This window comes from Fictibacillus halophilus (genome assembly GCF_016401385.1).
Lineage (GTDB): Bacteria > Bacillota > Bacilli > Bacillales > Fictibacillaceae > Fictibacillus > Fictibacillus halophilus.
This window is the reverse complement of the sequence record NZ_JAEACF010000001.1, coordinates 752448-765258: the sequence shown is the minus strand read 5'-3', so window position 1 is coordinate 765258 and position 12811 is coordinate 752448. Positions and strand designations below refer to the sequence as shown.

The 12811-nt window shown below is 37.2% G+C and carries 17 protein-coding genes; 7 read left to right on the top strand and 10 right to left on the bottom strand.

All coding sequences use genetic code 11. The features are described from left to right. Positions 1 to 10: 10 nt before the first annotated feature. Positions 11 to 676, bottom strand: a complete 666-nt coding sequence (locus tag I5J82_RS04120; protein ID WP_198766780.1) for a GntR family transcriptional regulator — start codon at positions 674 to 676, stop codon at positions 11 to 13. A gap of 212 nt (positions 677 to 888) precedes the next feature. On the opposite strand from I5J82_RS04120, the gene I5J82_RS04115 reads away from it, so the two are divergent. Next, complete coding sequence (locus I5J82_RS04115) at positions 889 to 1179, top strand: late competence development ComFB family protein (RefSeq protein WP_198766779.1); 291 nt, start codon at positions 889 to 891, stop codon at positions 1177 to 1179. 273 nt (positions 1180 to 1452) lie between these two features. Then, the gene (cspD, locus tag I5J82_RS04110) at positions 1453 to 1653 is read left to right on the top strand and encodes a cold-shock protein CspD (protein WP_066237152.1); all 201 of its coding nucleotides are present in this window, start codon (positions 1453 to 1455) and stop codon (positions 1651 to 1653) included. Positions 1654 to 1746: 93 nt separating this feature from the next. Here cspD and I5J82_RS04105 read toward each other — a convergent pair whose 3' ends face one another. Beyond that, a complete protein-coding gene (locus tag I5J82_RS04105) occupies positions 1747 to 1899 on the bottom strand; it encodes a hypothetical protein (protein ID WP_198766778.1) in 153 nt (50 codons plus the stop codon). A gap of 132 nt (positions 1900 to 2031) precedes the next feature. Beyond that, a complete protein-coding gene (locus I5J82_RS04100; protein ID WP_198766777.1) occupies positions 2032 to 2889 on the bottom strand; it encodes a hypothetical protein in 858 nt (285 codons plus the stop codon). Positions 2890 to 3058: 169 nt separating this feature from the next. Here I5J82_RS04100 and I5J82_RS04095 point away from each other — a divergent pair, with 169 nt between their 5' ends. Beyond that, a complete protein-coding gene (locus tag I5J82_RS04095; protein WP_198766776.1) occupies positions 3059 to 4534 on the top strand; it encodes a methyl-accepting chemotaxis protein in 1476 nt (491 codons plus the stop codon). A gap of 60 nt (positions 4535 to 4594) precedes the next feature. Further along, the gene (locus tag I5J82_RS04090; protein WP_198766775.1) at positions 4595 to 5089 is read left to right on the top strand and encodes an NUDIX domain-containing protein; all 495 of its coding nucleotides are present in this window, start codon (positions 4595 to 4597) and stop codon (positions 5087 to 5089) included. A 28-nt stretch (positions 5090 to 5117) separates the two neighbouring features. Here the strand turns inward: I5J82_RS04090 and I5J82_RS04085 are convergent, their stop codons facing one another. Then, entirely contained in the window at positions 5118 to 5531 is a 414-nt protein-coding gene (locus tag I5J82_RS04085) for a collagen-like protein (RefSeq protein ID WP_198768907.1), read from the bottom strand. 345 nt (positions 5532 to 5876) lie between these two features. Next, the gene (locus I5J82_RS04080; protein ID WP_198766774.1) at positions 5877 to 6971 is read right to left on the bottom strand and encodes a hypothetical protein; all 1095 of its coding nucleotides are present in this window, start codon (positions 6969 to 6971) and stop codon (positions 5877 to 5879) included. A gap of 99 nt (positions 6972 to 7070) precedes the next feature. Here I5J82_RS04080 and I5J82_RS04075 point away from each other — a divergent pair, with 99 nt between their 5' ends. Beyond that, positions 7071 to 7406 carry a ribonuclease M5 gene (locus tag I5J82_RS04075; protein WP_186320550.1) on the top strand — a complete coding sequence of 112 codons (336 nt, stop codon included), beginning with the start codon at positions 7071 to 7073 and terminating at the stop codon, positions 7404 to 7406. A gap of 102 nt (positions 7407 to 7508) precedes the next feature. On the opposite strand, the gene I5J82_RS04070 is transcribed toward I5J82_RS04075, so the two are convergent. The 3 genes from I5J82_RS04070 to I5J82_RS04060 all read right to left on the bottom strand — a co-directional run bounded on the left by I5J82_RS04070 (position 7509) and on the right by I5J82_RS04060 (position 10131). Beyond that, positions 7509 to 7883: a VOC family protein gene (locus I5J82_RS04070; RefSeq protein WP_144701307.1), complete on the bottom strand. Its 375-nt coding sequence runs from the start codon at positions 7881 to 7883 to the stop codon at positions 7509 to 7511. A gap of 18 nt (positions 7884 to 7901) precedes the next feature. Further along, a complete protein-coding gene (locus tag I5J82_RS04065; RefSeq protein WP_198766773.1) occupies positions 7902 to 9125 on the bottom strand; it encodes an MDR family MFS transporter in 1224 nt (407 codons plus the stop codon). 373 nt (positions 9126 to 9498) lie between these two features. Beyond that, positions 9499 to 10131, bottom strand: coding sequence for a DsbA family oxidoreductase (locus I5J82_RS04060; RefSeq protein ID WP_198766772.1), 633 nt, complete (start codon positions 10129 to 10131; stop codon positions 9499 to 9501). Positions 10132 to 10442: 311 nt separating this feature from the next. On the opposite strand from I5J82_RS04060, the gene I5J82_RS04055 reads away from it, so the two are divergent. Beyond that, positions 10443 to 11102, top strand: a complete 660-nt coding sequence (locus I5J82_RS04055; RefSeq protein WP_198768906.1) for a deoxynucleoside kinase — start codon at positions 10443 to 10445, stop codon at positions 11100 to 11102. 46 nt (positions 11103 to 11148) lie between these two features. Further along, positions 11149 to 11367 (top strand): hypothetical protein, encoded by a 219-nt coding sequence (locus I5J82_RS04050; protein WP_066392840.1) that lies wholly within the window; start codon positions 11149 to 11151, stop codon positions 11365 to 11367. A gap of 22 nt (positions 11368 to 11389) precedes the next feature. Here the strand turns inward: I5J82_RS04050 and I5J82_RS04045 are convergent, their stop codons facing one another. Continuing rightward, positions 11390 to 11737 carry a hydrolase gene (locus I5J82_RS04045; RefSeq protein ID WP_198766771.1) on the bottom strand — a complete coding sequence of 116 codons (348 nt, stop codon included), beginning with the start codon at positions 11735 to 11737 and terminating at the stop codon, positions 11390 to 11392. A gap of 56 nt (positions 11738 to 11793) precedes the next feature. Beyond that, positions 11794 to 12729, bottom strand: a complete 936-nt coding sequence (locus tag I5J82_RS04040; protein WP_198766770.1) for a magnesium transporter CorA family protein — start codon at positions 12727 to 12729, stop codon at positions 11794 to 11796. Positions 12730 to 12811: the final 82 nt, after the last annotated feature.

Below are 12811 nucleotides of genomic sequence, written 5' to 3'. Positions count from 1 at the left end.
TTTCATCTCCTTAAATAGAGTTTTGTTGGGAATCCTCAAGAAAAGCTTTTAGAGTATTTAACTTATGGTTTCTAGCAAATGCCTCTATTATTTTTGGTTCCTCTCTTCTTTCAATCATCTCAATTAGTTGATAGTGTTCTGCAACTGATCGCTTCATACGTAATGGTTTCATTGTTGATCCCTGCTTACGAACAGTGCCTAACCTTTCCCAAGTTGTATGAATCTGCTCTAATAGAAATTGATTTCTGCAATAGTTGTATGTGAGTCTATGAAATTCTTTGTTGTAGTTGGAGAAAAGAGAATAATCAAGATGTTCAAGTGCATCTTCCATGAGCTTTGTATACACTCTTAAACCTTCAAGTTTTTCGTGAGGAAAGTGGATCGATGATTCTGCAGTCGCAAAACCCTCTAATACGGCTAAAACGGATAGAGTTTCTAAGTATGCTTGTTCATCGAAGGGGGTAACAATCGCTCCCGAGTAGGGCTTAAATGAAATCAAAGAATCCGCTTCAAGCAATCTGATCGCTTCACGAACGGGAATAGCACTTGTTTGAAGCTCTCTAGCCAGTTGGTCAATAACAAGTTTGTGACCTGGCGGATACCTGCCATCTAAGATACGAGAACGGATGACTTGATAAGCATACTGCTGTTTATTTGTTTTGTGTTTAGTCTTCATATTCCTATGTTAATCTCAAATCATATATGATTTCAAGTTAATTTTCAGAAAAATCATATATTATCGTCTATTTAGTAACAAAGTATGATTATAGAGAGTTTACAAAAAAAACTATAGTTAAATAGTCTTGTTACTTGCAGTAAAAGTTTACATATGTAGTAAGAATAAGCTATTCTATACATATAGATTGTGTATAAAGGGGTAAAAAGCCCATGAATGTAAAAAATGCCATGGAGATTTTAGTAGAAGAAGCATTAAAGAATTATTGGGGACAACTTCAGCTACCTTGCAAATGTGAGATTTGTAAAGCTGATGTCTTTGCGATCACACTTAACAATTTGCCACCTCGTTATGTATCTAATGAAGATGGCTACGCATTTGTCAAAGCACAAAACTTTGATGATCAATCGCGAGTTAACATTTTAAACCAGATTGTAAAAGCGACAGGTATTGTAGCTACTCGACCATCACACGATTTGAAACCATCTCCTACTATCGAATAGAAGGCAGGTGGTTTTTTATTTTATATTTGTTCAATGTACAATAATCCTTAAAAAAACAATTCACAAAATCTATAACATTCAACTGAAGATTACATACGAGGAAATATCCTGACTCTTTATTCCTATTTTTCAGAAAAGTTCCTTGCGAGAGCTTTTTTCTTGTGATATATTTGTGACAACCATTCAGTACTGGATTACATCTTAACTTAAGAGTTTGAAAGTGGTTTGGTAATTACAGAGCACAAAAGTGCAAACGTTCTAGGAGGCATTCACATGCAAACAGGTAAAGTAAAATGGTTTAACGCTGAAAAAGGTTTTGGATTCATCGAAGTTGAAGGTGGAGACGACGTATTCGTACACTTCTCTGCAATCCAATCAGAAGGATTTAAATCTCTTGACGAAGGTCAAGAAGTAGAGTTTGAAATTGTTGACGGAGCTCGCGGACCACAAGCAGCTAACGTAACTAAAAAATAAGTTCAGCCTATATATAAGACCCGGCAGTTGCTGCCGGGTCTTTTCTATGTAAAAGAAAAATGTACAAATAAAGAGGCTCCCTACTGAGGCAGCCTAGTCTTTTAAACCAACTTTCATCTTATACTTTTGTATTTTACCTAATATATCTACCTTATCTTCCTGCGAAAAGATTCCAAGTTTGTGTAGGATTATCGTGTATTGCTGCAGCTTAAACAAAGAACTCTCTTTATACCACATTGCATTCACCTATCTTTCCTTAAGGAAACTTTTTAAACCTTTGTAAATATTATATGCCATCCGCTACTTTTATGATAATGATTTATTTTTTTTATGTCGTAACCAATTAAAAAAGCGCACCTAAAGGATACGCTTTTTACACTATTTGGTTTGAAGAGTAGAAAGCATTGCCCAAATGGCTTGTTCCCATTTAGCTGCGTTCTTATGTTCAGGCAGGTTAACCGTATATTTGACTTGATCTCCGTTACTTAAGTCTTGAATCACAATATATTTTTTATAAGAATCTTTTGATGCTGTAATAAATAACGAAGTCTTTTCAAATGCCGGTCCGGCGACCTCTTTTCCGTTTACTTCACTTACTTCTCCAACCGCTTCAAGCTCATCATTTGCCCATTCTTTAAGATCATCAATGGACGATTCCTCTGACAAGGGCTCTATCCTAACAAATGTTTCAGCAAATTTCGTAGCAAACAGTAAATCTTTTCGTGGTTCCTCTGCAGTAAATTCAAAATCCGGAAGTTTATAAAAGTGGTAATTAAGTTCACTCTCAGTTAAAACCGCGTCCTCCTCAATTGAAGTTCCGTCCACTATGTATGTTAGTTTTTTTGAAGGAGCTGCCTCTGGAGCACTCTTTTCTGTAATTTTCTCAAGCACCCATTGTCCTTCGTCATTCTTCTTATAAACGATGTTAACTTTGGCACCATCGTTCAAACTCTCTACGGCATTCCTTACTTCATCTGTTAGGCGAAGAACTAATGTTTCACCTGCTGCTTCAACTTCAATAGAATTATTGTCAATCATACCAATATACGTTCCTTCTTCTTCAATTGAAGTTACTTCCTCGTTAACGGGTTCTTCTTTTACTTCTTCATTCTTTTCAGTTGGTGAAGACTCGGCTGTTTTCTGAGCTGGTTCTTCTTTTGTATCGGTGCTTTTCGGTTCACTGCTACAAGCAGCTAGTAATAGTATGATAGCAAATATCCAAGTCTTTCTTTTCATAGTACTCACCTCGAATTAAAAGTTTAATAGCAGAAGAATCTCATCTACTATTCATTTATTATTAGAAAACGTGCATTCAAAACAAAATTTGGAAACCTTCTTAAATGCTACAAGAATTCTGACGATATAAAAACAGTACTTATACATTTTAAAACGGAGATGACGAAATTTGAATCCATCATTTGCCTCAAATTTACAAACGAATAAACTAGTTACAAAAATGCTGTGGGGTATGTATTTTCTTGGTCTAGCAAGTACGTATGCGAGTACAAAAACCATAGATAGTGTCATGTTTTATGGTGTAGCTGGACTAGTGATCATGACCATACTATCCATTTGGACGTACCGAAAGTGGGCTCCCTTTGCCGTCCAATATTTTGTTGTTATCGGCTTAACGATCCTGACGGTTATAATGGCAGACACGAACCCAAAGATTTCTACCTACCTAATGACCTATGTATGCTTGGCAGTCATCACTTTGTATCATAACTACCTTTCAATCTTACTATCGGGTATTAGTGGATTATTGTTAACTAATTTCTTCTTTTTTCAATATAAAGAAACAATGTTTGCCGGACAAGATCCAAAGATCATAATCTCTCTAAACGTTTTCTTAACCGTAATTACCGCTGCTCTAGTAGCCCAAGCAAGAATTGGACAGCGTATGCACGAAAATATCTTGATTGCTGAAAAACAATCTGAAAAAGATAAAGATAAATTGGAACAATTGTTGAGTAAAATTAAAGATGCAACAGAAAATCTGCATCACTTTAGTCAATCGGTTAAGGATAACGTTACAAGAACAGGTGAAATATCAAGCAACATTACTTATGCTTTTACTGAAGTAGCAAAAGGTGTAGAATCTCAGGCTGTCAGTGTAGGTGGAATGAGCCATTCTGTTACAAGTACCAATGACGTAGCAAAGGGTCTTTTTCAGCACTCTAATGATATGAAAAAACTTTCAGAGCAAACTGCAATCGTTACAAAAGCAGGAGAAAACCAAGTAATAGAACTTTCATCTAAGATGAAAGAAGTGAGTGAGCTGATGCAGCAAACAAACACTCTTATGTATGAATTAAATCAGCAAAGTGAATCAATAGAAGGAATTTTAACGACAATTGAAGAAATCTCTTCCCAAACGAACTTGCTTGCATTGAATGCAGCGATTGAAGCAGCGCGAGCCGGAGATCAGGGCCGAGGGTTTGCTGTTGTTGCAGACGAGGTTCGCCGCCTTGCTGAGGATTCTCAACATTCTACAAAACAGATTGGAGCAATCTTAGGAGAAATCCGTAACAAAGCCAAACAAGCCGCTCAATTTGTAGATGGTTCACAAGGGGTTGTCACATCTAGTCTTGATGCTACTGAGAAAACGGCAGACAATTTTAGTCAAATTTTAGCGAACACCGATCAAGTTGCAGCACAGTCTTCCGAAGTACAAGAATTGATTAATCAACTGTATGAATCTACCGGATATATTGTTGGAGAAATTCATTCTGTTTCTGGAATTGCTGAAACATCAAGTGGTTCTGTTGAAGAAGTTCTTGCATCTGTAGAAGAGCAGCATAGATGTGTAGAACAAGTGGTTGAAAGTTTCAACAAGTTTGAAGCATTAACCTCAGAACTAAATGCACTGGTAAAAGAATAAAAGGACAAAATACCTTTTCATGTATGGTGAAAAGGTGTTTTTTATGGGGGAGCTTATTAGATGCATAAACACAAAGGAATCTATTGCATTTGTTTGAACAAGAAGGGAGAACTTCTCGTAATTGAAAAAAACGGTGGTCCTTATAAGAATCGATTCGACCTTCCTGGAGGTACACCTATTGATGGTGAATCAGAATACGAAACGGTAATTCGTGAAGTATTAGAAGAAACGGGATATGTGGTGAAGAAAGGAATGAAACTAGGGGAACGCTGTTATGAACTTCCATGGAACTACAAGGCGTGGACGCACTCGCAACATACAGCGGTATTTTTTAATTGTCTTATAGATATTAGTTCTCAAGCGGCTTTAGCAGATATTCCAGATCAAGATTCAAGAGGAACAAGATGGATAAGCACTAATGATCTAGTAAAAGATTGGTGTTCTCCTCTGGTTTGGGAAGCAGCTCAATATGTTGGAACCAAACGCATTCCGTCTGACTTGAAAATGTATGAAACATGGAGCGTCCTTAAAGAACCACTATATCCTATAGGATAAAAAAACAACCGCACAAAGGCGGTTGTTCTTAGTAACAATAAAATGAACTGATTTGGCGTGTATCCATACCAAAATAGATCCATCTATTTCCGGTCCAGCGAAATCCTGCAACCGATCTTCTACCTGCAAAAGTAAGCCATGCCCAAAATCCTGGTCCCCATGTTGGCCAGATATAGACATATTGGTATAAACAAGGTCTGATCGCGCCTGGATCAACAGCATAGACTCCTGGCTGACTTCCTCCGCCACCTCCACCTTGCAAACTAAAACCTTGCGCTTGGGATGGTGTAAATGATGGAGGTGCTGATGTTGGCGCCATTCCACCGCCACCGCCACCTCCGCCTCCTGGAGGTCCGCCTGGAGGGCCACCTGGTGGGCCAAACCCTTGCCCTCCGCCTTGACCGCCGCCTTGACCCGGAAAAGGTGGAAAACTTCTATACATGCTCAATACGTTCAACTCCTATAAAATTGTATTCGGTTCATCTTATTCATATCGTGATGAAACGTATAGACAAGTAACCCGTATAACTATAAAAGGATTGCTTCATGGTGATTTCGGGTATATTACTTGAAACAACTATGATATTTATAGGAGGATGAAAATGGGACGTATTAAAAAGGGTATCAAAGGAATGGCTGTTGCTTTTTTAATCAAACAAGGTAAAAAGAGGTTATTGCCTATCATTAAAAGAAAATTAAAAAGCAGATAATAATAAAGAACTCCTTACGTGAGGAGTTCTTTTTGCTTGATTACACGTATTACTTCTATAAACAAATGAGCATCAGTTCAGCGCTTTAAATTCATAAACTCTTCTCTTAAAAAACGCACCTCAAACTCGATCAGGGATTCACCCGTCTCTTCTTCAAACAAGCGGTAAAAATTCTTCTGTTTATTAAGCAATAAGGATTTAATTTTAGATCGATTCCCGTCCCTTACTAATTGATCAATGGCATAATAGCTTTGTCTGTATGGACGGTGACTAGATTTTCTCCGATTTTGATATGCCCAATCCTTTACGGAGTGAAGCCTTGTGAAGGGAATGAAGTTTAGAGGTACAAAGATCGGCACCTCTCTTATACTCTGTTTCCCAGCATATTCTGCAAGCCCCTCTTCAAACCATCTAGGCAGATGCCTATTATCCAGTTTATTTTCTGACAAATAACTAATAATCCAATGATGTGTATATTCATGTCCGACCAACTCTAGAAATAGATCAGAATTCTCATCCATGTCGTTAGTAACAAGCAGATGGATGGTTTCTTGAGCAGGTACGTATAATGCTTGCAAGTTTTCATACGAGTGAAACGGCAGATGTTGCTGAAAGATTAAAGGGTTCCGATAGAGGATGAGGGTTACAGGAAGGGCATCATGAACATCAATCCATTCATTGTGATAAAACTGCATTTTACGGATGTGACGAATCGCAGAACCTGCTAATTCCTCGTCTTGGGGTTCATAGAAAACCGAAGCTTTTTTCTCATTCATATTTTCTAGCGTTTTTAAAAAGGATACTCTTTCAAAAATCCTATCCTTTTCTACTAACATCGCTTCCAAATAAAATTGATTTTTTACTCTAGGAGATAAAGAGTGTGGCAAAGAGGTTTCGAGCGCATAATTGCCTACAGATAATATAGCTGTAGAGAATGCTGTAAGAGTAATAACCATGAGGTTTGGCTGTATCCTTTTCGTTACAAGCGTTTCTTTTCTCTCTATAACAAATCTAATGAATCGCATGCTAAATAAGGAAAAGCATACAAGAAGAATGGACCCCCCGATCAGTAACCCTTCAATATCACCTAACAACAAATACAATCCATAAATACTAATAAGGGAAAAGAAGCTAAGAGAACAAGTTCTTACAAGGATAATTAGCTTCTTCACAGTTTACACTCCCTTTGTCCAATAATTTTTTAGAAGTCGTACTATTATCGATATGCCCTCCATAAAATGTTAATGAATCTTAGTTTTACAGGAGGCGCTATGACCGGATACATTGTTGAAGGCAAAAGTGATCAACTGAGAGTACAAAGTGTTCATCCTCACGCCCATTTTGTCATTTTAAATGGGATTTCATTTCGGCATAAAGAACGAAGAGCAATTGAAGAAGCATTAATTCTTTGTAATGAAGTTTATGTATTAACTGATCCAGATGAGCCTGGTGACAAGATCGCTTTAAAGATCATGGAAACATATCCTGAGATCAAACGAATTCATATTGATCCGGAGAAAGCTAGAAATGTTAGAGAAAGTCGCTACAAGTATGGAGTAGAATACTGTTCAAACCAATATTTAAAAGAGACACTGCCAGGAATCTAATTCTCATTCATAGACTTCTTTACTGCTGTCTTATCACCTTCTCCCTATAATGACTCTTTACAAAGAAATAAAAAAAGACTGCAACTCATGCAGTCTTCATTTCTATTTACTCTCAAAAAATTCAAGTGATTCTTCATCTGGTCCGTAAAAGAAGAAGTATTTTCCGTTTGGAAGCTCTGTGATTTCTTTATCTTTCATGACTACGTCTTTTTTCTGCAACAACTCATATTGCTCTTCAATATTCTTTACAGAAAACGCAATGTGGTGGACCTTCCCCTCATTCGTAACTGGCCCTGTATATCCAGCAATCAACTCAACAAGAACTTTTCCTTCTACCCCTAAGAATGCCAACTCAACGGGTACGCTTGTATGATCGAAACGATCTAATAGATCTAAACCGAGTACCTCGGTATAAAATTTGATAGAGTTCTCCATGTTAGAAACCATAATTCCAGTATGTTCAATTCCAGTAATCATGCTGATCTTTCCCCTTTCTTAAGTTGAAGCAGATTGTTGTTTTAGGAGCGTTTTGCGGATACCTTCTCCGTATTGAAAGAATGGCAAGGACAGTAATGAGATAAGCGTTAGAATGCCAAACACATAAAATCCATGTTCAAAGCCAAACGTACTTAAAAGTAAGCCGCCAATCCACGGCCCCGCACTGAAACCGATCGATCGAAACGACATCGCTCCAAAATATGTACCTCTCATATGCTCAGGCGCTAAATCATCTAAAAGCACATCACTCATAACGAACACAATAATTTCTCCTACTGTTAAAAACACCATACTTATGACAAGAAAAACCCAATTCGTTGATAGTCCAAATCCAAGCAATGCAAGACTGAAAGCAAAACTCCCAAAACGAAGTGCATTCATCGGCTGAAATCGCCTTACATAGTTTGTGACTGGAAACTGAAGTAACAGGACAGTTATTGCATTTGTAACAACAAGGTACGCAAAAAGCTTAACCCCATTCTCGAACTGAGGTGCATTCCCTATATATTGCGCTAGAGTTGTATCCATTTGTGACTGTGCCATCATAACAATTGTATTTCCGATCAGAAAAAAAGCAAGCACTCTGTCTCTTGAAAGCACACTAATTGCAGACTTAATTGAGAACTTTCTCTCTTCCCCACCCTTCAACTCTTTGGAGTACCCTTTTAATGTAAATACAATTAATAATGCATATAAGAGATAAGCGATCGCAGTAATGTAAAAAGCTTGAGTTGAATTTGATGTACCTAGCTGCGTTCCTATAACCGGACCAACTGCAGCACCAACATTTATTGCAAAATATCGAGCATTGAAAACATGAAGCCGGTTTCCTTTTGTCGTTACATCTGCAAGCAATGCTCTAGAAATGGGTTCAAACCAAGAACGGCACAGTCCGTTTAACATGTTTAACACAAAGAAATGCCATACGAGGTCTGCTACAGCAAATCCAACAAACACGGCACTCCAAATGAAGATAGCAACTGTCATCACAGGAAGCCTCCCTATCCGATCAGATAGATAGCCCCCAAAGAAACCACCGAACGTACCCGTTAGAGCACTTATTCCAATTATCAATCCAACCATAGCTGGATCGATTCCTTTTTCATTGTACAAATAAATGGCTAAGAATGGCATAGTCATAAAAAATGCCGCTCGCGTAAACAATGTTCCAGCAACAATTACGATGACTGCTGGATGCCACTTTTTAAGAAAATCTCTCATCCCCATTCCTTCTCTCTTCTATTCTGTTACTTACTCTATCATTTTTTAATGGACTAGAAAAAGAATTTTTACAAATTTTGAAACTTTTCCATTTTTCCTTCGTCTTATATAGGTGTACCCCCCTTTCCCGAAAAAAGCCCTCCCCTAATTTAGGGCTTTTTTCATTTTAAACAATTGCCCTTTAGCCCGTCAGCGCGACTTTGTCACAAAGTGATAACGTTTATCAAAAAAATCACATATTCGTCCATTTTTAATGAGACCTTGCTATATTATAGACATCCCTATCAACAACCCCCTTTTTTCATTGTTAAGAACGAAAAAGAGCGCTAAGAAGGACGACCTTCTAAGCGCTCTTTTTTCATCATTTTTACTTTTATTCACATTCGTCGCCATCACAAAATTCAAATTTCGCATCCCTAATAGCGCCTCTTAATGCACGTTCGATATTAGCTTGAGGATGCAGCCCCTTCAATACTCTCTCACCAATAATAATAGTTGGGACAGCAGTAATGTTAAGATCTTCTGTGGCCTCTTTTAGAAGCCTTTCTCTTTCTTCTTTAAATTCACGTGATTCCAATGCTTGTTGAAACGCCATACCGTCGAGACCAATTTCCTCTGCAATGTTTTGAAGAACATCTATCTTTCCGATATCTTCTCCGTTTTGGTAAAAAGATTTAAAGACGAGATGTGCATACTCTCTTTCCTTATTGTGTTTTTTGGCAAACAATAATCCTTCATGAGCATAGAAAGTATGAGGTTGAGGAGTTACTTCTGGCAAAATCATATCAACACCCATTTTCTTTGATAAAGGCTGGACAGACTCCTGCCACGATCTCTGTAGATAATCCTCTTCAGGACGCAATGTTTCTTGTGGAAAAGGTCGGAGTTCGTATGGCATCCTTTCAATCTCTACATCTTTATCTTCAGTTGCTTTTAACAACGGTGTTTCAGCTAAGTAACAATATGGACAAACAAAATCAGAATATACTTTTATTTGAATGGTCATTTTAATATCCCCTTTTTACAGCAGATGTTCTATGTTTTACTGTTTTTCAGTTGTGACGCTTTTGATATTTTTAGATTGATACTTCTTCATGTTATAAGAATCAGCCCAATTCTCCCCAATATGTCTCCATGATTTATGAAAACAATCTCTGTTCACCTTTTGTATTACATGATATATTTAGAAAGGCTTTATACCTTACATACCATATATTGATTTTTAAACTTATGAATACATATGTTTTAAACTAGTCTCGCATCACTGGCCTTAGCGCCGATGAAGCACCCATTTTAGGAGGATATACCGTGATTTTAATGGCAGGTATGATCGGTACTGGCAAGTCTACATATGCTGAATTTTTGAGCGAGCAGCTTGGAAGCTCTATCTTTTATGAAAGCGTCGTTGACAACCCTATTTTACCCGATTATTACAAAAACCCGAAGCGATGGGCTTTCCCGCTTCAGATTTATTTCTTAAATACACGTTTTAAGACGATACGGGAAGCTCGTACGAGTCCAGATAACGTTCTGGATCGAAGTCTTTATGAAGATTTAATTTTTGCAGAATTGAACTTTGATTCAGGAAACATGACGCAGCTTGAATTTGACACCTATAAAGACCTTCTCGAAACGATGATGAACGAAATCGACAAAACTCCGAAGTCACGTCCTGATTTACTTGTCTATTTAGATAGTGACTTTGAGACCGTACTAAGTCGTATTCGTCAAAGAGGGCGCTCATACGAGCAAGTTGAAGAAAATCCTGAACTTTTTGCTTATTATAAAACGCTTCATGCTAAATACAAGGAATGGATTAAAGCCTATGATAAGACGCCAGTATTGTTGATCGAAAGTGATCAATATAACATTTTTGATGAAGACGATCAGAAAAAAATAATTACACTCGTAAAGAACGAACTGGGACGCCTTAATTCATTAAAGCAACCTACTTTACTTATGCATGAAAGCCGTTAAATCCACAAACACTACTAGGACAAACAAGGTTTAAGGAGTGAACTCAATGTTTACACTGTTCTTTATTTTGTTATCTGTCCTTGTAGCAGCTATAGGTCTCTGGTGGACGATGAAAATCGCAAAAAAACAAAAAGTGTATACAGAAGATGAGGTAAACCCTGCAGTCTCTAGACATACTGCATTGTTGAATCCCGTTTTCATTGCACTAGCCGGCTTTACAATCGTGATCGGCCTCATCATCTACATTGCTTATTTTATTTATTAACGACGTAAAGACCAAAAGACATCTAGTCTTTTGGTCTTTTTTCTAAATCTTGTGGTTTTTCAGGATTCCAAAAACTCATACTTTCAATAAATTGTCTTGTTTCCTCTTGACCAAGATCATGAATCATCTGATAGGCCTCTCTTAGTTTCTGATCATATCTATCATTGTCTGAGTCATTTGAATAAGGTACATAGGGTAAATGAGATCTTACAAAAGTATCGTTTGCAGTACTGTCCAATTCACTGAACTTTCTTTCGAGATGCCTTACGTCTTCGTCAGAAGCAGATATTTCAAACTGAAAAGTTGAAGCCGTTTTGATCGGAAGGATCTCACCCGTTTCAACATTAATGTAATACGGTCTTTTTTCCATTCTTCACGTCCTCCTTTTTCTTTATTTTCCTCAGCCCTTACATTTTTATGTAAAAGTCACCACCATCTTTTCTTCCTAAAATAACCCATGATCATGACAGCTAAAGCTAAACAAAGAGTTAAAACGTAAAAATAACCATATCGCCATTTAAGCTCAGGTATGTATTCAAAATTCATGCCATAGAGGCCTGCGATAAATGTAAGGGGGATGAATACTGCACTAACCAGCGTCAAAGTTTTCATAATTCTATTCATGTGATCAGATTTTAAAGACATTTGCAGATCTAAAATCCCTTTTAAATTTTCTTTAAAACTGTCAAAAGCAGCTGTTACTCTTGAAAAAGAAGATAACAAATCTTTAAAGTAAAAACCTGACTCTTCGTTCGCATATTCGAAGTCATCATGTCCCATTTTCTGAATGATGCTCTCTTCAGCTTCAACATATTGTCTAAGCTTGTGTAAACGAGTCTTCCAACGGTATACATCTCGCCCGATCTCACGTTTTTGTGGATCGATAAATACACTTTTTTCGAGCTTTAAAAACTCATCTGAGAGTTGATCGACAACTTCTAGATAAGAACTCACAATATCCTTCATCAAATAGTACAACATATAGCTAACATGCTTCATATGTTCTGGATTGTTAGTAAAATCTTTAACAAGTTGTTCTCTAAAAGGAATTTTTCGTTCACTCATAACAATCAAGTAGCTCTCACCGATTAAAAGGTTAAGCCTCACTGGTTCATAATTTTCTGTTCCTAAATAAAACGTTGAAACAACAGCATGATTGGCATAGACATTTAATTGTGGATGTTCTGAAAAACTCGTGAAAGCATTTTTAGCTAACGGATGGAGTTCAAGCTGCTGAAGTATATCGTCTTGATTCATTTCTTCTGGAGATTGATAAAACATCCAAATGGTTTCTTTTTCTTTTGGCATTTTAAAGTGTTCTATTCGTACCGTTTGATTCGCAGTCTCATTATACATTAACATCTTATGACTCCTGGCCTTCTTTTTTTCTATCTTTCCCATAAGATGAAGATTACATGACAAAAAAATAACCCTTTATCCAAAT